Below are 22,170 nucleotides of genomic sequence, written 5' to 3'. Positions count from 1 at the left end.
CGGTGTCATCAACCTATGTACCGCCGCTGTTGCGGCCGCTGCAAGCGTTCCGGAAATCCGCGCAGGCTCCGGTCGATTGGCTCGCCAGGCTCGGCCACCAGGTGTTCTTCCTGTTGCGCTCGATCGGCTCGATTCCGCTGGCGCTGCGGCACTACCCCAAGGAAGTGTGGCGCCTGCTCTCGGACGTCACCTGGGGCAACGGCAATCTCGTCGTCGGCGGCGGCACCATCGGCGTCGTCGTCATTCTGAGCGCGTTCGGCGGCATGACCGTCGGCATCCAGGGTTACAACTCGCTGAACTTGCTCGGCCTGAGTCCGATCACCGGTGCGATCTCGGCGTTCGCGACGACGCGCGAACTCGGCCCGCTGCTCGCGACGCTGGCCTTCGCCGCCCAGGCGGGGTGCCGGTTCACCGCGCAGCTCGGCGCCATGCGCATCTCCGAGGAGATCGACGCGCTCGAGTCCATCGCCATCCGGCCGCTGCCGTATCTGATCAGCACCAGGATGTTCGCGGCGATGGTCGCCATCATCCCGCTCTACTGCCTCGGCCTCACGATGGCCTACGTCTCCTGCTCGCTGACCGTGCAGCTGATCGGCGGCACCGCCACCGGCACCTACCAGCACTACTTCTATCAGTTCCTGGTCCCGACCGACGTCATCTACTCGCTGATCAAGGCGATCCTGTTCGTCGCGATCACCACGTTCATCCAGTGCTACTACGGCTTCTTCGCCTCCGGTGGCCCCGAGGGCGTCGGCGTGGCCGCGGGCCGCGCGATCAAGATGTGCATCATCGCGGTCGTTTTCGCGAACCTGTTCATGACATTGGCGATCTGGGGTGTCAACCCCGGCATCCGTATCTCGGGGTAGACACCACATGATCATTGATCCCAGTGGGCGCGGGCCCACGATGCGGCAGCTGCTCATCGCAGGCGTGTGCGGTCTGGTCGTGTTCGCGTTGGTGCTCAGTGTCCTGATGCTGCGCTACAAGGGGTACTTCCAGGAGAAGGTCAACGTCACCGCGAACCTGACCACCACCGGTGACGGTCTGCCCGAGCAGGCCGACGTCAAGTTCCGCGGCGTGCTCGTCGGCGCGGTGAAGACCGTCGACGTCGCGGCCAAGGGCGAGCTGCAGAAGGTCAGGATCGAGATGAAGCCGGAGTTCGCCGGTGACATCCCGGCCAACGTGACCGCTCGCGTGGTGCCGAGCAACCTGTTCGCCGTCACCTCCGTCGAACTCGTCTTCAATGGTCCCGCCGACCAGTACCTGCACGAAGGCTCGGTCATCGAGGAGGACCGCAGCAAAGGCACCATCGCGCTGCAGGACACGCTCACCACGGTCCGCAACATCCTCGACAAGATCGACCCTGTGCAGTTCGGCCGGGTGCTCGGCACCCTGTCCCAGGCGCTGGACGGCAGCGGCCGGATGCCCGGCTCCACCGTCGAGCGGCTGGACCGCTGGCTGCTCGCCGTCGACGAGTCGATTCCCGATCTCGGTGTGCTGCTCAGCGACTTCTCCGCGTCGTTCAACGCGCTCAACCAGTCCGCGCCCGAGCTGGTCGACGTGCTCGGCAGCTCGGTGCAGACCGCGCGCACCATCGCCGACCGGCGCAGCGAGCTGGTCTCGCTGATCACCGGCACCAGCGGAACCATCGACACGGTGAACGGGCTGTTCGCCCGTAACCCGAATGTGGGCATCGAGGTCACCGCGGGCACGAACGACATGTTCGGCGCGCTCGCCGCGGACCCGGACGCGATCACCAGGAGCCTGCTGAACCTCAGCGAGACCATGCGCCGGATGGACACCACCTTCAAGTGGGGTCCGCAGAAGCAGCAGGTCTGGGACGCGGGCATCACGCTCACCCCGTACCGGCCCTACACCGTGGCCGACTGCCCGCGCTACGGCGACATGGTCGGGCCGAGCTGCTACACCGCTCCCGCCGTCGCCGATGTCGGCGAGCTGCCGGAGCAGTTGAAGCCGCGCGCGCTGGCCTCGGCCGCCGGACTTCCTCCCGTGGTGCCGATGCCCGGTCTGCCGCTGATCCCCGGCGTCACCACCCCGGATCCGAACCGCGCCACGGCGGCCGCCCCGACCGGCGGCGCCCCCGCCCCGTTCGCGGGCACCCCGCTCGAGGGCCTGTTCCCGATGCTGCCGCCGGGCCTGCTCCCGCCGGCCCCGGCCCCCGCGGCTCCGGCCGCGGCGCCGGAGGGCGCCCCGTCGGCGGCGCCGATCTCCTACCGGGGTGACGCCGCGATCACCGCGCTGCTCGGCCGCCAGCCGACCACAGCCGAATACCTGCTGCTGAGCACGATCCTGAAGGGCGGAACCATGCAGGTGTCCGACAACGGTGCCGGCCGATGAGCATTCGCAAGCCGCTGATCGGATTCAGCATCTTCGCCATCGTATCGATCCTGGTGACGGTGGTGGTGTGGAACACGCTGGCGCGCATCGTCAGCGGCGACACCTACACCTACTCCGCCACGTTCTCCGACGTGCTCGGCCTGCACGAGGGCGACGACGTCCGCATGGCGGGCGTCCGGGTGGGCAAGGTCGAGAAGATCGAGCTGGGCCGCGACGCGAACCTCAAGAAGTCGGTCGCCAAGGTCACCTTCGTGGTGCAGCGGGACCAGACGATCTACAACGACACCAAAGCGCTGGTCCGCTACCAGAACCTGATCGGTCAGCGGTACGTGGCGCTGGCTCCGGGCAAGGCGTCGAATCCGGCGCCGCTGAAGAACAACGGTTCCATCCCGATCGATCGCACCGAGCCGTCGTTCGACGTGTCGGGTCTGCTGAACGGGTTCCAGCCGCTGTTCCAGGTGTTGCAGCCCGAGCAGGTCAACCGGCTGTCGGAGACGTTCATCCAGGCACTGCAGGGTGACGGCGTCTCGCTGAGCGCGTTCATCGTCCAGGCCGCCCAGCTGGCCACCGACTTCCAGCGCAGGGACGCGATCCTGTCCGATGTGATCACCAACCTGTCGGGCGTGATGTCGGGGTTGGCGAAACGAGGTGATGAATTGGAGACCCTGGTGACCCAGACCCGGGCCTTGATCGGCGGGCTGTACGAACAAGGACAGTCGTTGCTCGCCTCCACCGAGCAGATCGCGAGCGCGACCACGTCGGTGGTCGGCATGCTCGACCGGATCCAGCCGAGCCTGCGCAACGCGCAGAACTCCACCAGCGCGGCGCTGACGCTGCTGCTGGACAACGGCGCCAAGCTCGATCAAGCCGCGATCGACCTGCCGAACGTCTTGTCGGCGGCGGGCAGGCACACCTCGGAGGGCGGTTACGCCAACGCCTACCTGTGCGGCCTGGACGTGTCGCTCTACGGCGTGCTGTTCCCCCGCGGTCTGTTCTCCCAGATCGGTGGCACCTCGCACTCGGCGGTGTGCCGCCCATGATGACGAAACTCAGGTCCAGGTTCGACAGCAACCGGTACTTCTGGTTGGGCATCATCGGCGGCGCCCTCATCGTGGTGCTGCTGCTGGTGTCCAGCGTCTACAAGCTGATCGGCGTCGGCGAGCAGTCGATCAAGGCCGAATTCGTGCAGGCCGCGGGCATCAGGGTCGGCGACAAGGTGAACATCGCCGGGGTGTCCTCCGGGCGGGTGGTCGGCGCCGAACTCGAGGGCAGTCACGTGCTGCTCACGCTGAGCGTCAGCGACGACGTGAAACTCGGCCCGGACGCGCGTGCGTCGATCAAGATGGCCACGCTGCTCGGCGCGCGGTACGTCGACCTCGAGCCGGGCGACGGCTCGGGGCTGAAGAGCAAGCGGATTCCGGTCTCCAACACCTCGGTGCCGTACAACCTGGCCGACGTGGTGCAGGTCGGCACCCCGAAGTTCGAAGCGCTCGACACCAAGAAGCTGGCCGACTCGCTGAACCTGATCAACGAGCAGATGAACGGCTCGCCCCAGCTCACCGCCCAGGCGCTGGACAGCGTCGGCGCGCTGGCCAAGGTGATCGACAGCCGCAAGGCAGAGGTCGACACCCTGCTGAAGGACCTCGACCGGGTCACCCAGATCCTCGGCGACAACCGCAACAGCATCCTGCTGGTGATCACCCAGGGCGAGGCCATCGCCAACCGGGTGATGGAGCGCCAAGCGCTGCTGCGCCAGCTGCTGGACAACGTCGCGACGCTGACCAAGCAGCTGGAGGCGATCGGCGCGGAGAACAACGATCAGCTCGGCCCGACCATCCAGCAGCTGAACACCATGGCCGAGGGCCTGCAGAAGAACAAGGACAACCTGGACCGGATGCTGTCGATCATGCCGCCGACCCTGCGCTACCTGGCGAACTCCTGGGGTGGCAGCGGTCCGTACGGCGATGTCGGCCTGCCGTGGCTGTTCCCGGACAACTGGTTGTGCTTCGCCCAAGTCATCGAGGGGTGCCAGGGATGAGATTCCGCACGGGCTTTCCGCTGGCGGCCGTCGCGAAGACGGTCCTGATCAGCGCCGCCGCACTGACGGTAGGCAGTTGCTCGCTGCTGCCGAGTTCGGTGAACGACGCGTTGGGCAACACCCTGCAGATCACCGCCGACTTCGACAACATCGCGGGCATCTACGAGGGCAACCCGATCACGGTGCTCGGGCTCGACGTGGGCAAGGTCGACAAGATCGTCCCGAAGGGCACGCTGGTCGAGGTGCACATGTCCATCGACAAGGACGTGAAGATCCCGAAAGACGCCATCGCCGCGATCGTCTCGCCGTCCATCGTGACCGACCGGCACGTCGAACTCACCCCGGTCTACACCGGGGGCGCGACCCTGTCCGACGGCGATCATCTGCCCAAGGCCCGCACCAAGACGCCGGTCGAGCTGGACACGATGATCAGGACCATCGACCAGTTCGCGGCCGCGTTGAAGCCGGAGCCGGGTCAGGAGGGCATCGGCCCGCTGTCGGGCCGGGTGCTCTACCCGATGCTCAACGGCAACGGCGAGAAGATCCGCGACACCCTCAACGCGCTGTCCAGCGCGCTGAGGGTCGGCGTCGACAACAAGGACGCGATCTCCAGCATCATCATCAAGCTGAACGACCTCACCACCATGCTGGCCGAGAACGACCAGTCGGTGCGCGATTTCAGCAACCGGGTGACCCAGATGACCGGCCTGCTCGCCGAACAGGCTCCCGGTTTGCAGGCCACACTGGATCAGCTGCTCGCCTTCCTGCGGAACACGAGCACCACGCTGACGCAGTACCAGGATCAGCTGTCCGGCACGATGTCCGGCCTGACCAACGTGACCCAGCAGTTGCGCGACAACGCCTACGGCCTCACCGAGGTCGCCGACCTCGCGCCGATGGTCATGCAGAACGTCGACAACATCATCGACCGCGAGCACGGGCACGTCCGGTTGCACGCGGTGATCGGCACCGCGCTGTCGGGTGAGATCGTCAGCCTGTTCTGCGAACGCATCCAGATGAAGGCCGATGGTTGCCGCACCGGAAACATGCAGGACTTCGGACCCGACTACGGGCTCACCGCCGCACTGCTCGGACTGACGAAATGACGTACCGAATGACGATCAAGGCACGCAGGGCGCTGGTCGCCGTCGCCGCGGTGGCCGGTGTGGCGGTCACCTCCGGCTGCGGGCTCACCGTGGAGAAGCTGCCGCTGCCGAAACCGGGCCAGGGCGGGGAGACCTACACCATCCACGCGGTCTTCGAGAACGCGCTGAACCTGCCCGACCAGGCGAAGGTGAAGATCGGCGGTTCGGATGTCGGGGTGGTCACCGACATCAAGACCAAGAACTTCCAGGCCATCGTCGACCTGACCATCCGCAAGGACATCGAGCTGCCCGAGGGCAGCACGGCGGAGCTGCGGCAGGCCACTCCCCTCGGTGACGTGTTCGTCGCGGTGTCCAAGCCGAAGACCGAGCCAGGGGCGGCGATGCTGCACGACGGCGACACCCTCACCATCGACAGCACCTCCGCGGGCGCGACCGTCGAGCAGTTGCTGATCTCGGTCTCCATGCTGTTCAACGGCGGCGGCATCGCCAGCCTCTCCAAGCTCGGCTCGGAGCTGGACTCCATCGTCGGCGGCCGGGGCGAGCAGCTCGCTCACCTGATCACCGAGATGACCGGCGTCGTCGGCAGTCTGAACGCCAACTCCGCGCGGGTGGACAGCGTGCTCGGCGAGTTCAGCACGCTCGCGAACACCATCGAGGGCAGGCGGTCGGAACTCGGCGAGGTGGCCGACACGCTGCCGCAGATGATCGGCGCCATCGCCGAGAACAACCGGGCCCTGGGCGATCTGCTCACCAAGTTGTCCACCACCAGCGCCGCCCTGGGCGACTACGCGAACACCTCGACCGAGACCCTGAACGGACTGCTGGACAACACGCGTCAGCTGATGGACGCGATCGCCAAGACCGGTGACGGCTTCGGCGTCCTGCTGGACCGGCTGCGGGTGATCCGGCCGAAGGTGGACGCGACCTTCCGCGGCAGCAGCTTCGCGGTCTACGCGACCGCGACGAACCTGGACATCAGCGCGCTCACCGATCCGGAGCACGGCAAGATCCAGGACCTCAACGACCTGCAGGACTTCGCGGGCAGCCTGATCCAGGTGCTGCAACTGGTCCAGAGCCGAGTGGCGGGAGGACAGCGATGACCTCCGCGCGCAAGCTGTTCGGCAGCAAGATCTTCCTGTCGAACCTGGGTCTTGTGCTCGTGCTGCTGGTCGGCGCCGCGTACCTGATGATCAACGTCATGCGGGTGAACCCGCTGCGGTCCGACTACACGGTCACGGTGAATCTGGACCGCTCCGGTGGTCTGCAGCCCGGCAACGACGTGACGTTACGCGGCTGGCGCATCGGCAAGGTGACCTCGATCGAGCTGACCGATCGCGGCCAGTCCATCGCCGCCACCGCGCAGATCGAGTCGAAGTACAAGATCCCGGTGGACACCCAGATCGCGGTGCAGGCGCTGTCCGGTGCGGGTGAGCAGTACATCGACTTCCGGCCGAACGCCGAGCAGGGGCCGTATCTGGCCAACGGCGCGGTGATCAAGTTCAATCCGGACAAGATCCACACGCCCACGCCGGTGTGGTCGGTGCTGGACAACGCCAGCGCCCTGATCGCCCAGATCAACCCCGATCACTTCCAGGTCATCCTCAACGAGCTGGACATCGCGCTCAGCGGCGGCCCGGATCAGCTGCGCGGGTTGGTCAACGGCATCAGCTTGGCGATGGCGGGCCTGGACTCGCTGCTGCCGCAGACCACGAACCTGATCACCAACTTGCGCACCATCGCGAACACCACGTCCATGGCGCAACCGGATCTGGCCACGCTGACCCGCAACTCCGGCGTGCTGTTCGAGCAGTTCAACAACGCCAACGCGGAACTGCAACGAGTGCTCGAGCAGGCGCCGGGCCAGCTCACCAGCCTGGGTGCGGTGGTGGACAAGACGGCCGATCCGATCACCAGCCTGGCCACCAATTTCCAGGCGATCACGAAAGCGGCGCAGCTGCGGCTGCCCGCGCTGCGCGCGCTGTTCCCCTCGCTCGCGGTCGGTGGCGAAGCGCTCGGCGTTCCGGCGCACGACGGCGAGTTCCACGCGATGATCGACATCTGGCCGCGGCCGTTCTGCACCTACAACACCCCGAAGATCCGCAACGAGGTCGTGCAGGACGGCACGATCCCGAAGTGGAACTACTGTGAGAACCCGCCGCCGGGTCAGCAGATCCGCGGCGCCGCCAACGCTCCGCGGCCGGACGTGCCGAACAACGGCGCGCACATGCCGCCGGGTGTGGATCCGAACGAGCGGACGCTGCCTCCGGTGCGGTGAGACGTACCCGGCCCTGCGGTCATCCCGCCGGCCGGGCATACTCGCCGGTGGAACGCTCGAGGTTCGCTGTCGCGGACCACTGAAGCCAATCGGTGCGCACCGACGCGCGCCGGGAAAGTGCAGGTTTTATCGATGTCTACCGACGACGCCGAGACCGGCAAGGACGCCGAGACCACGGCCGCCGCCTCCGACCAGGACACCGACGCGGTGACCGGGAAGTCGCAGGACGCCGCTGGCGCGGCGACGCCCGACCTGTCCAAGGCGGAGAAGGCAGACAAGGCCGAGGCAGGCGCGAAGCAACAGACAGCGAAGGGCGAGTCCCGCAAGGACGCACCCGCGCGGCCCGCGAAGTCCACGTCGCTTCCGCTGGTGGCCGCGTTCGTGGCCGGCGTGCTCGCGGTCGCGGCGATCACCGCGGTGGTGGTCTTCTTCTTGCAGGGCAAGGACCGCGGCGACAAGCTCGACGCGATCCGCGACTCCACCAACGCCGCGTGCGAATTCGGCAAGGACGTCTCGGTCTACGACTACTCCAAGAACCTCGACGACTACTTCGCCACGGTGAAGGCGGGCTCCTCGGGCGAGTTCCTCAAGGAGTTCGACGACGCGACCAAGGCGCTCAAGGACGCCATGGTGCAGGCGCAGGTCAAGTCGTGGGTCGACGACGTGCAGTGCGGCTACCAGTCCGGTGACAAGACCTCGGCCAAGGTGCTGGTGACCCTCACGCAGTACCGGACCAACTTCACTCAGGCCAACCCCGAGCGGCAGTTCGTCGTGGTGATCGCCCAGCTGTCGAAGTCGGGCGACAAGTGGCTGGTCGAGAAGCTCGATTCGCCGATGCTGAAGGGCGCGGGCACCGGCCTGCCTGGCGCTCCCGCACCGGGCGGTGCTCCGGCGCCGGGCGGCACTCCGCAGCCCGCACCGTCTGGTCAGCCCGCACCGCAGCCGGGCAACTAGCCGAGCGCCTCCGGCGGTGGGCCGAGCCACCACCGCCGGAGGTCATTCGGGCAGCCTGCGGCGCTTCGCCGCGCGATCAGAACAGCGTCAAAGCCTGTGGCGCCGACGGCGCGGCCGCCTTCCCCGCGGCCTTGTCCTTCGGCGCTTCCGGCGCCGTCGGCGTTTCCTCCACAGTCACCGCGAGCATTTCCACGGTGTTCGCCTCGGCGACAGCCGCGGTGACCGCGGCCTGCCGAGCCGCTTCTCCGGCCAGCGCATCGGCCTGTTCGTTGAAGTAGTTGCCGACATGCCCGCGGACCCAGCGGAACCGGACCGGGCCCGGCCTGCTCGCGATGGCCTGATCGATCTGCCGGACGAGTTCGACGTTCTTCACCGCGCCACCGGTCGAGGTGCGCCAGCCGTTGAGTCGCCACCCCGACACCCACTCCGAGGCGCACTTGATGGCGTAGAGCGAATCGCTCTCAATGAGCAGGGGTTCGGATCCGGGATGGGCGACGATCGCTTCCAGCACCGCGCGCAACTCCGCGACCTGATTGGTTCCCGACGCGGCTCCCCCACTCGCCGAAGAGCCCTGATGATTGACCCAAGCCCAGCCGATGGCGCCGCCGGGATTGCGGAGGCAGGATCCGTCGGTGCTCACGATGATCATGGCTGGCACCCTACGCAATCCGACCGACAAGATCGGTACCGTGGAATTCTTCTATCTCCCTTCGTAGCCGCGACTCCGTGCGCCGCAACGCCGATTTCACGGCGGCGTCCACCAAGCCTGCGCCCAGACGCCCGAGTGCCCCGCGAGGCGGACTGTACTCCGCCTCCGAGGTCAGCACCGAGCGTCCGTAACCGAGCGGGTCGAAGCGCAGCCGCAGCGTGCCGGAGAAACGCCCGCGCAGGGTGTACCCGATCACCGCGTTGGGGCGGTATTCGGTGATCTCACAGGTGGTGGTCGGTTGCCAGAGCGCGAGGCGGCTGCTGACGGCGAACACCGCGCCGAGCCCGCGGTCCCGGTCGCCGGTCGGTACGAAGTCCGCGATGCCGAACATCCAATCCGGTACGAAGAGATGGTTGTCGGTGTAGTTGAAAGCGACCTCGACAGGCGCTCCGACGTCACTCGCGTACTTGATGTGGCCCATAGGCCCTCCCTGTCCCACGACTGGCGTCAAAAGTACTACAGCTGTCCTCTTTATTCGAGAGCTCTGGGCGATTTGGTGCATGCAATCGCAAGATTGCGACCGAGTGGTTGCTTGGGAGAACCGGCCTCGCACGCCTGTTCAGAGCTGATCGACGATGTGCTCCGCGATCGGCATGGCCGAGGTCGCCGCAGGTGAGGGGGCATTGAGCAGATGCACCGAGCGCTCGGTGCGTTCGATCAGGAAATCGTGCGCCAAGGTGCCGTCGCGCAAGACCGCCTGTGCGCGAATTCCGGCTTCCCGGGGAAGCAGATCGGCGAGGGTCAGCTCCGGGCAGTAGCGGCGGCACTGTGCCAGGTATCCCCGCTTGAACAGCGAATTGCGCAGCTCACGCAGTCCCGTGCGCACATTCGCCTTGGCGACGCGGTGGAAGCCGCTGAAGCCGAGCACTTCTCGTGCGTCGCGCAAGTCGACGCTGCCTTTGCGGTAGCCCTCCCTGGACAGGCCGAGCACCGCGTTCGGGCCGACGGTGAGCGTTCCGTCGATGGTCGGGCTCAGATGCACGCCGAGGAAAGGTAATTCGGGATCGGGAATCGGATAGATCAACGTGCTGACCAGGCCGTTGCGTTCCTGCGGCAGCTGGTAGTACTCCCCGCGGAAGGGAACGATGCGAAAGTCGGTGCGCAGTCCGGCCGCCCGTGCCATCCGGTCGGCTTGCAGCCCCGCGCAGACCACCAGGCGACGCGCCGTCCACGAGCCGGCCGGTCCGGCGGCGGTCACGGCGTCCGATGTCTCGGTGAGCGTCGCGACCTCGGCGCCGAACACGAATTCGCCTCCGGCGCTGCGCACTTCCCCGGCCAGCGCTTCGGTCACCGCGGTGAAGTCGACGATACCGGTGTCCGGGACGAAGAGCGCGCCGACACCGGTGACGTTCGGTTCTCGCCGCGCGAGTTCGGCGGCGTCGATCAGCTCGACATCCACCCCGTTGACGACGGATCGCTCGTGCAGTGCGAGCATGCGCGTGTACTCGGCGTCGTCTGTGGCGACCAGCAACTTGCCGCAGACCCGGTGTGGAATATCGTGTGCCGCCGCGAACTCCTTGGTCCAGCGCGCACCACGGCGGCACAGCCTGGCTTTCAGGCTGTCCGGCGGGTAGTAGATGCCGGAGTGGATGACGCCGCTGTTGTGCCCGGTTTGATGGACGGCAAGGCGCTCTGCTTTCTCCAGCAGCACCAGGCTGGCACCGGGATGGCGCGCCAGGATCCGGTGCGCGGTCGCCACTCCGACGATGCCGCCGCCGATGACGCAGAAGTCGTAGGCGCTCATGCCGAGCAGGGTAAGCGGTGGGTCACACCACGGTGGAATCCGCCGCACCGCGCGCGGGCGCGCGCTCGTCGGTTCCCTTCGGGGCGGGGTGACGATCCAGCTGAACGCCGTGCTCGCCCAGACTCGGGTCGGAGAACGCCACTCGCACTTCGCCCCGCTGGGTATCGAGATCGGTGCGCATCGTGGTCACGTTGCCCGCATTCGGCTCCGGCCTGGAATCGGAGTGCAGCAGACCCGTGAGCATGGTCAAGGCATTCGTGTCCACGGTGACCGAGACCGTGTCGGCCTCGCCCTCCGCGACTCGCGCCCCGACGTAGGCGTCGCCGATCCGGACCGTACCGCCCACCGGGGTGCGGGCAGGAGGTGTGGTAAGCGAAGCAGCTTGCTGCTCAACCTGTTCCGGCTCGGCGACATGGGACTCGGAAACCGTTGCGGACAAGACGAAACTGTTGCCGGTCAGCACGGGATCGAAGTCCCTGCCGTGTCCGTGGCGGGGCTCATCCGGGGCGGCCGGGGTGACCGGCGCGGCGATCGGAGTATCGGGGCGCTGCGTATCGGCGATCTGGTGGACGATGTACGCGCCCGCCGCGACGGTCAGGCTCAGGCTGGCCGCACCGGCGAGCACGACGGCGGCATGCCGTGCGACCTGGGCAGGCCGGTGTGCTGTCACGATGCGCTCCTTTCCCTGCGACGCCGCTCCCCACAGGCGACCAGCACCGTGGAAAGCTGTACGCGCGACCAGATTACCTGTGCGGTCGTGGGGCATACCGCATCGGAGAGAGCAGGATCACAAAGGGCGCGGGCGGGGGCACGAGCCGACGCGCCCCGGTCTGTCTTGCGCGGATGTTTCCGGGAGCGCACGGGCGGGTAAATATCGGATAGCTGGCGAGCGCCATTCTCGACTGCCACCTCGAGACACCCGGCCAACGGCGTCCGGCCGTCGACATGAACACGGCGCACCCAAGTGTGGCGCTCGCCCGCTCCCGCATCATCGTCGATCGGGTCGGGTGTGGGCGGGTCAGGTGAACTGGCCCGCCGTCCTTCCCTCGCCCGACGGACCCGCGAAAGCCTGTGCGATGGTGAGCCATTCCGCGGCGTCCTCGCCGTACGCGACGAGTGCCAGGTCGTCCGGATGGCGGCGCTGGGTCACCAGCAGGCAGAAGTCGAGCGCCGGTCCGGTCACCCGCTGTTCGGCGTCCTCCGGTCCCCAGGACCAGATGGTGCGATCCGGCGCGGTGAGCTCCACCCGGAAATCCGCTGCGGGCGGGTTCTTTCCGTGCACGGTGTAGGCGAAGTTCCTGGTGCGCACGCCGATATGGGCCACGGTGCGCAGTCGCGCCGTGGGCGAGCGGCGCACCCCGATCGCATCGGCCACGTCCTGTCCGTGCGCCCAGGTCTCCATGATGCGGGCGGAGATCATCGACGCGGCGCTCATGGGCGGGCCGAACCACGGCAGTTTGGCGCCGGCGGGCACGGCGCGCAGCGCGGCGGCGAGCGAGGCGCGCCCACGCCGCCAGCGGTCGAGCAGCTCGGCGGGCGGTTCGGTCGCGGCCTTCTCCGCGGCCTCGTCGACGAAGGTGAGCGCGCGCGGCCCGGCCTCGGTCAGCAACTGCTGGAAGCGGGCTGCGTCCGCGGTGGCGATCGTCGCGATCTCGTCGGTCCAGGCCAGGTGCCCGATCTGATGAGCGATGGTCCAGCCGGGCGCGGGTGTGGCGCGGGCCCATTCCTCGGGCGCCAGCGGGGCGACGAGTCGTTCCAGGTCCGCGCATTCGTCGGCGAAATCGCCGAGCAAAGCCTCTAGGTCAGCCATCTGTGCCCCTGCCGTCCGGGCCCACCGCCTCGTGCGCCACCGTGGTCCAGCATCGCAGCGAGCCCAAAAAAAGGCAAGCATGCTTGTTTTATCTCGGGGACGACGGGCCCGTTACCAGCCGAAAAGGAGCAGGTGGGCGGCTCCGACGACGAGGCCGAGCACCGCGCCGTGCAGATACAGCAGCCAGGCGTCCTGCTCGACGGACGCGTAGAACATCTCCATGAACTCCCCCGGAGTGAGCCGCCGCAGCTTACGCGCGGCGAACTCATCGATGGTCTTGGCCTGCTCCCGGGTGAACTCTTCGTCCTCGACGAGGGTCGGCGCCAAGCCGACGGCGGCGCCCGCCGCGCCGACGGTGAGGTTGTCGAACTGACGACGCCCCAGCGCCGCCCGCACCAGTGTGGTGGTCGGCCCGAGCTGACGGTTGATCTCGTCGGCGATCAAGCGTTCCAGCAACTGCCTGGTCTTGTCCCCGTTCGGGCCGTCGAGCAGCTCCTTGGACAGATTCGGCAGCGTCAGCACCTGGTAGGCCAGGATGTGCGCCAGATCGGTCGCCGCCTGCGGCTGCCGTTTCGCCAGCAGCGCTTGCTTCCACAGGTACTTGTACCTCGGTTGCGGGTCGCCCGGCTCGAACACCATCTTCACCGCGATGACGTTCACGATCACGCCGATCGCCGCCGAGACGAGCAGGACGATCACCCACCCGGGTACCCAGCCGAGCACCGGAATCTGCTGGTGCACATGCAGGTACAGAGCCAGCAGCACGCCGAAGGGCGCGCCGAGCAAGCCGATGCGCACCATGAAGCGCAGTTCGGGCGCCGCGATGGTGGTGGTCAGGTCCTTGAGGATGGCCGGGTTGTCCTGCAGATAGCGGATCACGAAGCCCTTGATGCCGATCAACTGGTCGACGTTGTCGCCGAGCGACGCGAACGCGCGGCGCGACAGCGCGGGCAGTTCCCGATCCACCCGCTGGTAGATCAATTGCTTGGCCGCGCGCGGCACCGTACGCCACAGGTCGGGGTTCTCCCGGTACATCAGCTCGTCCACCAGTGGGCGCACCTGCTCGCGCGCCAGCACCGCGATGTAGTCGGCGATGCCGTCGAGATCGAGTTCGTGGATGAAGTCCTTGGGACTGCCGATCCGCATCAGGGCCTTGTCCACGCAGATGCTGGCCATCTTCTCCGCGCGCGCCGGGATGAAGCCCTGAAATCCGAGGCGGCGGCCGTCACCGGAGAAGGTCGGCAGCACTTGCACCCGGCGCGGGAAATACGGGTAGAGCACGTGCAGACCGGGGATGCGGATGCCGCGAAAGACGATCGGCCAGAACAGCATCAGCACGCCGGTCCAGTTGGTCAGCCATCCCGCCAGCGCGCTGAAGATCGGGAACGTGATCAGGTCGACCACGAACTTCGGCTGCCCGGTCAGGCTTTCCCAGTCGATGAACACGCCAGCGGCGAGCGACGACATCGATGGGACTCCCTAAGCCGATCCGGCGGTACCGCCGGTATGAGATACCAAGGTCACAACGTTCTCATTGCCTTGGACGGGGTGTCAACGCGAAGCCGGCCGCGACTTCGCCGTCAGCGAACGGACCGGTCGGGGCGGAACAAACCCACTCGCCCCGGGGTTGAGTAGGCATCGCTCAACTTTTGGAAGGGTCGAAGAACGTGACTACACCACAGAACCTGCCGGTGCTGTTCCTCACCGATCCGATCGTGCTGCCGGGCATGGTCGTGCCCATCGAACTGGACGAATCCGCGCAGGCCGCGATCGACGCCGCGCGCGCCGCCAAGACCGACGCCGTGCTGCTCGCGCCGCGGCTGACCGAGGGCTACGCCACCTACGGTGTGGTCGCCACCATCGAACAGGTCGGCCGGATGCGCGGCGGCGCTCCTGCCGCCGTCCTCAAGGCCGAACGGCGCGCCAAGATCGGGCACGGGGTCACCGGTCCCGGCGCCGCGCTGTGGGTCGAGGCCGAGCCGGTCGAGACGCCCGCCGCCGACGGCCGCACCAAGGAACTGGCCGCGGAATACAAGAAGCTGGTCGTCTCGGTGCTGCAACGCCGTGAGGCCTGGCAGATCATCGACGCGGTCAATCAGCTGACCGATCCGTCGGCCATCGCCGACACCGCGGGCTACGCCCCGTACCTGACTTCCGAGCAGAAGCGCGAACTGCTCGAGACCCCCGACGTGGCCGAGCGACTCACCACCCTGATCGAGTGGACCAAGGCGCACATCGCCGAGGCCGAGATCAGCGAGAAGATCAGCGAAGACGTGCGCGAGGGCATGGAGAAGAGCCAGCGCGAATTCCTGCTGCGCCAGCAGCTCAACGCCATCCGCAAGGAACTCGGCGAGGACGAGCCGGACGGCGCCGACGACTACCGCACCCGCGTCGAGCAAGCCGATCTGCCCGACACCGTGCGCGAGGCGGCGCTGCGCGAGGTCGGCAGGCTGGAGCGAGCCAGCGATCAGAGCCCGGAATCCGGCTGGATCCGGACCTGGCTGGACACCGTGCTCGAGCTGCCGTGGACGGTGAAGACCACCGACAGCACCGACGTCTCGGCCGCTCGCGCGGTGCTGGACGCCGACCACCACGGCCTGGAAGAGGTCAAGGACCGCATGGTCGAGTACCTGGCCGTCCGCGCACGCCGGGCCGCCCGCGGCCTTGAGGTCGTCGGCGGACGCGGGTCCGGCGCGGTGCTGGTGCTGGTCGGCCCGCCCGGTGTAGGCAAGACCTCGCTGGGCGAGTCCGTGGCGCGCGCTCTCGGCCGCGAGTTCGTCCGCGTGGCTCTTGGCGGCGTGCGCGACGAGGCCGAGATCCGCGGGCACCGCCGCACCTACGTCGGCGCCATGCCCGGCCGGATCGTGCGGGCCATGAAGGAAGCCGGTTCGATGAACCCGGTCGTCCTGCTGGACGAGATCGACAAGGTCGGCTCCGACTTCCGCGGCGACCCTGCGGCCGCCCTGCTCGAGGTGCTCGACCCGGCGCAGAACCACACGTTCCGCGACCACTACCTGGATCTCGACCTGGACCTGTCCGACGTGCTGTTCATCGCCACGGCGAACGTCATGGAGACCATCCCCGGCCCGCTGCTGGACCGGATGGAGCTGATCACCGTCGACGGCTACACCGAGGACGACAAGGTGGCCATCGCGCGCGACTTCCTGGTGCCGCGGCAGCTGGAGCGCAACGCCCTGACCGCCGACGAGGTGTCGGTGACCGAGGAGGCGCTGCGCGAGATCGCCGCCAACTACACCAGGGAGGCCGGGGTCAGGCAGATGGAGCGGCTGATCGCCAAAGCGCTGCGCAAGGCGGCCACGCGGCTGTCGGAGCGCGAGGCCGGATCGGGGTACGACCCCGAACTGGGTTACGAGGAGAAGGTCGGCGCGGGGGCCCTGACGATCGGTCTGGACGACTTGAAGGATTACCTGGGTCGTCCTCGCTTCACCCCGGACTCGGTGGAACGCACGGCCGTTCCCGGTGTGGCCACCGGCTTGGCCGTGACCGGCGCGGGCGGCGACGTCCTCTACATCGAGGCGAACGCCGCCGAGGGCGAGCGCTCGCTGACGCTCACCGGCCAGCTCGGCGACGTGATGAAGGAGTCGGCGCAGATCGCGTTGACCTACGTGCGTTCGCACCTGGAGGAGATCGGCATCGAGCCGTCGGTGCTGGATCGCAATATCCACATCCACTTCCCTGCGGGCGCCGTGCCCAAGGACGGACCGTCGGCGGGCGTCACGATGGTCACCGCCCTGGTGTCGCTGGCGCTGGGCCGTCAGGTGCGATCGGACGTCGGCATGACCGGTGAGGTCACGCTGAACGGCCGGGTGCTGCCGATCGGCGGCGTCAAGCAGAAGCTGCTCGCCGCCCAGCGGGCCGGATTGAAGACGGTGTTCATCCCGGCGCGCAACGAGCCGGACCTGGACGACGTACCGGCGGAGGTGCTGGCCGCGCTGGACGTCCGGCCGGTCGCCGATGTGGCCGACATCCTGGCCTACGCGATCGAGCCGGTGGCCGAGCCCGCGTTGGGGCCCGCCTTCGCGGCGACTGCCTGACCTGGGCTGACGGGCCGGGCACGGGAACGATTCCGTGCCCGGCCTTTCGTATTGCGAAAGGGCCGTCGCTCGATGCGAGGTTACGAGCCGTTCGTGCCGGTCAGGTCGGTTTCCGCGAGCCGCGTCGTGCCTTGGCCCACCGCGCACAGGATCGGTTCGCGGTCACGGCTTTCCGCGTAGATCTCGCAGTGGGCCACCGCTTGGCGGCGCGTCGCCCCCGTGACAGTTGCCTCGATGCGCAATCGTTCGCCCGCGGCGGGACGCAGGTAGGTGATGGTGACGCCGCCGGTGAGCACGTTCGCGCCGAGCACCGTTCCCGCGGCGAAGGTGAGGGCGTTGTCGGCCGCGTACGCCAGCACGCCGCCGTGCACATAGCCGAACTGCTGGGTCAATTCCGGGCGCAATGGGATGACCAGGGTCGCGGCGCCGTCGCCGAACGCGGTGATCTCGGTGCCGACCAGGCTCGCGAAGGGCTGTGCGGCCAGTATCTTCTTGGCGCTGTCGAGGTCGAGGGTCATGGTGGTCGTCATCGGGACATCTCTTTCGCGGCTCTGGGGCGGTCGGCGGCGAGGGCGAGCCAGGCGGCATCCGCGAGTTCCCCCGCGACTCGATCGGGGGCGAGGCGCATTTCCCCGCCGAGCCACTGGCGCGTGTATTCCTGCGCCGGGCCGAGCCACAGCGCGTAGACAAGGTCGATCGGAAGATCCCGCACCGCCCCGTACCCAGCGTGCGTGCGCCACCACCGAGTCACGTCGGACATGAAGCGGCGATTGCCCTCGCTCTCGCGCACCCCTGGCGGCCGCGCCGCGGTGAGCACGGTGGCGCGGTATTGATTCTCGCTCACCCAGCGCAAGTGCTCGTGCACGCCGGCGACGACGCCTTCGCGCGCGTCGGCGCTGTCACCGACCACCGCCCAGAAATGCTCCTGATAGTCCGCCAGCGCGTTGGCCCAGACCTGCCGGTACAGGTCGGACTTGTCCGGGAAATGGTGATACAGCGCGCCGACGCTGGCGCCCGCCGCGGCGCGGATCTGCGTCAGCGTCGCGTCGAGGGCGCCGTGCTCGGCGAACTGGCGCTCGGCCGCCAAGAGCAACCGATCTCGAATCTTCATGACCAGAATTTAGTTCTGTTTTTGCGGCCTCGCAATGGCAGGGTGCGCGAGGGCGCGGTGCTGCCGGTCGGCGGGCGATCGGCGCAATCCAGACCGGTGTGTCGCACCCCTGCGGTAAGAACGGCATGTGGCCAGATGGCTGTTGCACGTCGACCTCGATCAGTTCCAGGCGGCGGTGGAGTTCCGCCGTCACCCGGAACTGCGGGGACTGCCGGTCATCGTCGGCGGCAATGGCGATCCCAGCGAGCCGCGCAAGGTGGTGACCTGCGCGTCCTATCCGGCGCGCGCGTTCGGCGTGCGGGCCGGGATGCCGCTGCGCAGCGCCCAGCGCAAGTGTCCCGACGGCGTGTTCCTCCCCTTGGACATGGCCGCATACGAGGACGCTTCCGACGAAGTCATGGCCCTGTTGCGGACGTTTCCGGGACGGGTCGAGGTGTGGGGCTGGGACGAGGCGTTCCTCGCCGCCGACACCGACGATCCGGAAGCCCTCGCGCGGCAGGTGCGCGACGCCATCGCCGGACTCGAGCTGACCTGCTCGATCGGCATCGGGGACAACAAGCTCACCGCCAAGCTCGCGACCGGCTTCGCCAAGTCGGCGGGCAAGTCCTCGGCCGAGCCCGCCGCCGGCGCGGGCGCCGCCGCGGGCGTCTTCCGGCTCACGGCCGCGAACTGGACCGAGGTCATGGCCCACCGCCCGACCGACGCGTTGTGGGGCATCGGCAGCCGCATCGCCGCCCGGCTCGCCGAACTCGGCATTCGGACTGTCGGCGAGCTGATGGCGGCGGACCGGCATCGCCTGGCCGCCGAATTCGGGCCGAACACCGGTCCGTATCTCTGGGTGCTCGGCCACGGCAAAGGAGATACGGACGTCACGACCGAACCGCGAATCCCGATCGGGCGCAGCAAATCCGAGACCTTCCCGCACGATCTGACCGATCCCGGCGAGATCCGCGCCCAGGTCGCGCGGCTGGCCACCGAGGTCGCCGAGGAGATGGCCGCGGCGGGCCGGATCGGCACCCGCGTTTCGGTGACGGTGCGCACGAACACCTTCTACACCCGCAGCAAACAGGAGAAATTGCCCGAACCGACCATCGACGTCGCGCGAATCGCCGAGACGGCGCTGCGCATCGTCGAACGGTTCGACCTCGACCGCCCGGTTCGTCTGCTCGGCGTGCGGCTGGAACTCCTGCCGCAGTAGCTCCCGGACCCGTCCCTACGCTCGTATGCTCGTCCGCATGGAGTTCTGGGCGATGGTGGCACACGAATCGGATAGCGGGATCGTCCTGACCCGGCAGCAGGTCGGCGAGGATTTCCTCGGGCCGGGTGACGTGACGATCAAGGTGCACTACTCGAGCGCGAACTACAAGGACGGTCTGGCGATCACCAAGGGCGGCGGTGTGGTGCGCGACTACCCGATCGTCCCCGGCATCGATCTCGTCGGTGAGGTGGTCGAGTCCGCCGACGACGATTTCGCGCCGGGTGACCAGGTGATCGCACACGGTTACGACATCGGCGTTTCGCACAACGGCGGCTTCGCCGAATACGCCAGGGTGCCGGCCGAATGGGTGGTCAAGCTGGATGGGCTGAGCCTGCGCGACGCCGCCGCGCTCGGCACCGCCGGGTTCACCGCTGCCCTGAGCGTGCAGGCCCTGCTCGATCGCGGCCTCATGCCGGACGCGGGCCCGGTGCTGGTCACCGGCGCGACCGGCGGAGTCGGCAGCGTGAGCATCGACATCCTCTCCGGCCTCGGCTTCGAGGTCATCGCGTCCACGGGCAAGACCGACGCGAACGATCTGCTCAGCGAGATCGGCGCGAACGAGGTGATCGGCAGGTTGCCGGAGGACCCGAACGCCAAGCCGCGGCCGCTGACCAAGGCGCGGTGGGCCGCGGCCGTGGACAGCGTCGGCGGCGCGTCGCTGGCCTACGTGCTCAGCGCCATCGGTTACGGCGGCGTGGTCGCGGCGAGCGGGCTCACCGGCGGACCTGAGCTGCCCACCACGGTGATGCCGTTCATCCTGCGCGGCGTCACCCTCGAAGGCATCGACTCGGTCAACCTGCCCATCGATCGCCGTCGGGAGGTCTGGGCACAGCTCGGCAAAGAACTACGCCCGCAGCATCTTTCGGCGCTGCAGAACTACGCGCCGATCACCGATGTGGAGAAAGTGCTGCACTCCATCCGCGACGGCAGCCATCGGGGGCGCACCGTGCTCGGCGTCATGAATGAGTTCTGACCGAAGGTCCTCGGCTCCGGCGCAAGCGGCGTCGCGCGGTGACGCGCCCAGATGCGACAGGCGCGCCGATCTTGCGGCTGACCTCGACCGGACCCCGCGCGGGGGAAGCCGCAGGGCCTCGCCGACATCCCGGCACCGGTCGTGACCCGACCCCGCCGCGCGGGGGAAGTCGTTGCCGCCGTCGCGAGCACCGATCCGATACGGTTCTTCCGCATCATCTCCGTGCTCGCTCCGGTCGAGAGGCGAACTTCCTTGTCCGCGAATCTGTTCTGGCGTTCGATGTCGATAGTGGCGGCGTCCGCGCTGCTCGCCGCGCCCGCGTACGGCCGGGCCGATCCGGTGAACGACTCGCGCGCGAACGGCTTGGACCGCTTCTATCACCAGCCGCTGGAGTGGAAGCCGTGCGGCGTCGAGAATCTGGACAAGGCCGGTGGCGAGTGCGCGAACGTCGTCGTGCCGCTCGACTACGGGCAGCCGGGCGGTCGCACGATCACTTTGGCGATATCCCGGGTGAAGGCGAGCGATCCGGCGCGGCGGCGGGGCATCCTGGTGTCGAATCCGGGTGGTCCCGGCGGGCCGGGCCTGGACAGTGTGGATCTGCTCGGCGACGTGCTGTCGCCGGACGTGCTGGCGAGTTACGACCTGATCGGGCTGGACCCGCGCGGCGTCGGCGAATCCACCTCGAGCCCGCGGTGCGGCTGGCCGGTCGGCGAGATGGTCCGGTCGGCGGGCCTGGATCCGCTGGGCTTCGCGCACGACACCGTTCAGTCCGCGGGCATGGCCGCGAGCTGCGTCGTTCGTGATCCGCAGTTGGTGCCGCAGTTCACCACTCGCAACACGGCGCGGGACATGGACGTCGTGCGGGCCGCCCTGGGCGAGGAGAAGATCAACTTCTACGGCTTGTCCTATGGCACGTACCTCGGGGCCGTGTTCACCCAGATGTTCCCCGAGCGCAGCGATCGGATCGTGCTCGACAGCGCGATCGACCCGGATCGGTACTGGACGGGCTTGGTCCAGGATTGGGGACCCGCCGACGAAATCGCCTTGGACGATTGGGCGGTGTGGGCCGCCGCCAGGGACGAGCAGTTCCGGCTCGGCGCGACGCCGCAGCAGGTGCGCGCGAAGATCGAGGAATTGGTCCGGATCGCCAACCGCAGGCCGATCGTCATCGATGGATTCGCGATCGACGACCATTGGTTGCCGTTCATCCTGCACGCCTTGCTGTGGAACTTCCGGCTGAACGAGCCGTTGGCCGCGACGGTGCGCGAACTCGCCGACGCCGCGGGCGGTCCGCCCACGACCGCGCAGACGCCACGGCTGCGCGCCATCGTGGCGGCGCTGCGCGACAACGAGAACTCCGTCCTCGCGGAGATCGCCTGCGGTGATGTCAGCGCGCCCATCGATCCGCTCTGGTACTGGCGCACTATCGAGGAGAACCGCGCCACGCAGCCGGTGTTCGGTGCGCTGGCGGGCAATATCCAGCCGTGCGCCTTCTGGCCGCGCCCGGTGGAGCCGCCGACCGTGGTGCGCAACGCCGTGCCCGCGCTCATCGTGCAGGCGACGGGCGATCCGCGCACTCCCTATGCGCACGGCGTCCGGCTGCACCAGTACCTGTCGGCGTCGCGCCTGGTCAGCCTGCAAGACGTCCGCATTCACATGACGTTCCGGCCGGAGCTGAGCAGTTGCGTGAACAACGCGATCAACGCCTACTTCGGCGCGGGAACCCTGCCGGAGGCCGACACCACCTGTACCGCGGACCAGACGGCGAGCTAGCCCGAC

At 68.1% G+C, this 22,170-nt stretch carries 20 protein-coding genes; 12 read left to right on the top strand and 8 right to left on the bottom strand.

The features are described 5' to 3' along the window. Positions 1-2 precede the first annotated feature (2 nt). The 8 genes from U3653_RS02145 (at position 3) to U3653_RS02110 (ending at position 8,731) form a co-directional block, all read left to right on the top strand. Positions 3-866 carry an ABC transporter permease gene (locus tag U3653_RS02145; RefSeq protein ID WP_195079541.1) on the top strand — a complete coding sequence of 288 codons (864 nt, stop codon included), beginning with the start codon at positions 3-5 and terminating at the stop codon, positions 864-866. A 7-nt stretch (positions 867-873) separates the two neighbouring features. Then, a complete protein-coding gene (locus tag U3653_RS02140) occupies positions 874-2,358 on the top strand; it encodes an MCE family protein (protein WP_195079540.1) in 1,485 nt (494 codons plus the stop codon). Further along, the gene (locus U3653_RS02135; protein ID WP_195079539.1) at positions 2,355-3,398 is read left to right on the top strand and encodes an MCE family protein; all 1,044 of its coding nucleotides are present in this window, start codon (positions 2,355-2,357) and stop codon (positions 3,396-3,398) included. Before U3653_RS02140 ends, U3653_RS02135 begins: the two co-directional genes overlap by 4 nt. Then, on the top strand, positions 3,398-4,396 hold the full coding sequence (locus tag U3653_RS02130; RefSeq protein ID WP_195079538.1) for an MCE family protein: 999 nt from the start codon (positions 3,398-3,400) through the stop codon (positions 4,394-4,396). Before U3653_RS02135 ends, U3653_RS02130 begins: the two co-directional genes overlap by 1 nt. After that, positions 4,393-5,502: an MlaD family protein gene (locus tag U3653_RS02125; protein WP_195079537.1), complete on the top strand. Its 1,110-nt coding sequence runs from the start codon at positions 4,393-4,395 to the stop codon at positions 5,500-5,502. The genes U3653_RS02130 and U3653_RS02125 overlap by 4 nt, the downstream gene beginning before the upstream one ends. A gap of 8 nt (positions 5,503-5,510) precedes the next feature. After that, entirely contained in the window at positions 5,511-6,602 is a 1,092-nt protein-coding gene (locus U3653_RS02120; RefSeq protein WP_195079536.1) for an MCE family protein, read from the top strand. Beyond that, positions 6,599-7,777: an MlaD family protein gene (locus U3653_RS02115; RefSeq protein ID WP_195079535.1), complete on the top strand. Its 1,179-nt coding sequence runs from the start codon at positions 6,599-6,601 to the stop codon at positions 7,775-7,777. Before U3653_RS02120 ends, U3653_RS02115 begins: the two co-directional genes overlap by 4 nt. A 132-nt stretch (positions 7,778-7,909) precedes the next feature. Further along, the gene (locus U3653_RS02110; RefSeq protein ID WP_195079534.1) at positions 7,910-8,731 is read left to right on the top strand and encodes a hypothetical protein; all 822 of its coding nucleotides are present in this window, start codon (positions 7,910-7,912) and stop codon (positions 8,729-8,731) included. A gap of 76 nt (positions 8,732-8,807) precedes the next feature. On the opposite strand, the gene U3653_RS02105 is transcribed toward U3653_RS02110, so the two are convergent. From U3653_RS02105 to U3653_RS02080, 6 genes are all read right to left on the bottom strand, one after another. After that, entirely contained in the window at positions 8,808-9,380 is a 573-nt protein-coding gene (locus U3653_RS02105; RefSeq protein ID WP_195079533.1) for a ribonuclease H family protein, read from the bottom strand. Positions 9,381-9,390: 10 nt separating this feature from the next. Then, positions 9,391-9,861: an SRPBCC family protein gene (locus tag U3653_RS02100; protein ID WP_195079532.1), complete on the bottom strand. Its 471-nt coding sequence runs from the start codon at positions 9,859-9,861 to the stop codon at positions 9,391-9,393. Between the two features lie 138 nt (positions 9,862-9,999). Further along, the gene (gene lhgO, locus U3653_RS02095) at positions 10,000-11,184 is read right to left on the bottom strand and encodes an L-2-hydroxyglutarate oxidase (protein ID WP_195079531.1); all 1,185 of its coding nucleotides are present in this window, start codon (positions 11,182-11,184) and stop codon (positions 10,000-10,002) included. 22 nt (positions 11,185-11,206) lie between these two features. Further along, the gene (locus U3653_RS02090) at positions 11,207-11,854 is read right to left on the bottom strand and encodes a hypothetical protein (protein WP_195079530.1); all 648 of its coding nucleotides are present in this window, start codon (positions 11,852-11,854) and stop codon (positions 11,207-11,209) included. A gap of 348 nt (positions 11,855-12,202) precedes the next feature. Next, entirely contained in the window at positions 12,203-12,994 is a 792-nt protein-coding gene (locus U3653_RS02085) for a TIGR03084 family metal-binding protein (protein WP_195079529.1), read from the bottom strand. Between the two features lie 111 nt (positions 12,995-13,105). Beyond that, positions 13,106-14,461, bottom strand: coding sequence for a DUF445 domain-containing protein (locus U3653_RS02080; RefSeq protein ID WP_195079528.1), 1,356 nt, complete (start codon positions 14,459-14,461; stop codon positions 13,106-13,108). A 260-nt stretch (positions 14,462-14,721) separates the two neighbouring features. Here U3653_RS02080 and lon point away from each other — a divergent pair, with 260 nt between their 5' ends. Beyond that, positions 14,722-17,049, top strand: a complete 2,328-nt coding sequence (gene lon / locus U3653_RS02075; protein ID WP_323124364.1) for an endopeptidase La — start codon at positions 14,722-14,724, stop codon at positions 17,047-17,049. 80 nt (positions 17,050-17,129) lie between these two features. Here lon and U3653_RS02070 read toward each other — a convergent pair whose 3' ends face one another. Both U3653_RS02070 and U3653_RS02065 read right to left on the bottom strand, forming a co-directional pair. Continuing rightward, complete coding sequence (locus U3653_RS02070; protein WP_195079527.1) at positions 17,130-17,579, bottom strand: PaaI family thioesterase; 450 nt, start codon at positions 17,577-17,579, stop codon at positions 17,130-17,132. Then, positions 17,576-18,160 (bottom strand): TetR/AcrR family transcriptional regulator, encoded by a 585-nt coding sequence (locus U3653_RS02065; protein WP_195079526.1) that lies wholly within the window; start codon positions 18,158-18,160, stop codon positions 17,576-17,578. Before U3653_RS02065 ends, U3653_RS02070 begins: the two co-directional genes overlap by 4 nt. Positions 18,161-18,287: 127 nt before the next feature. Here U3653_RS02065 and U3653_RS02060 point away from each other — a divergent pair, with 127 nt between their 5' ends. From U3653_RS02060 to U3653_RS02050, 3 genes are all read left to right on the top strand, one after another. Then, positions 18,288-19,358: a DNA polymerase IV gene (locus U3653_RS02060; RefSeq protein WP_195079525.1), complete on the top strand. Its 1,071-nt coding sequence runs from the start codon at positions 18,288-18,290 to the stop codon at positions 19,356-19,358. Between the two features lie 37 nt (positions 19,359-19,395). Then, positions 19,396-20,391 (top strand): oxidoreductase, encoded by a 996-nt coding sequence (locus U3653_RS02055; RefSeq protein WP_195079524.1) that lies wholly within the window; start codon positions 19,396-19,398, stop codon positions 20,389-20,391. Between the two features lie 252 nt (positions 20,392-20,643). After that, a complete protein-coding gene (locus tag U3653_RS02050; protein WP_195079523.1) occupies positions 20,644-22,164 on the top strand; it encodes an alpha/beta hydrolase in 1,521 nt (506 codons plus the stop codon). Positions 22,165-22,170 lie beyond the last annotated feature (6 nt).

It is taken from the genome of Nocardia implantans (assembly GCF_035544775.1).
GTDB lineage: Bacteria > Actinomycetota > Actinomycetes > Mycobacteriales > Mycobacteriaceae > Nocardia > Nocardia implantans.
This window is presented reverse-complemented; position numbering and strand designations above follow the sequence as displayed.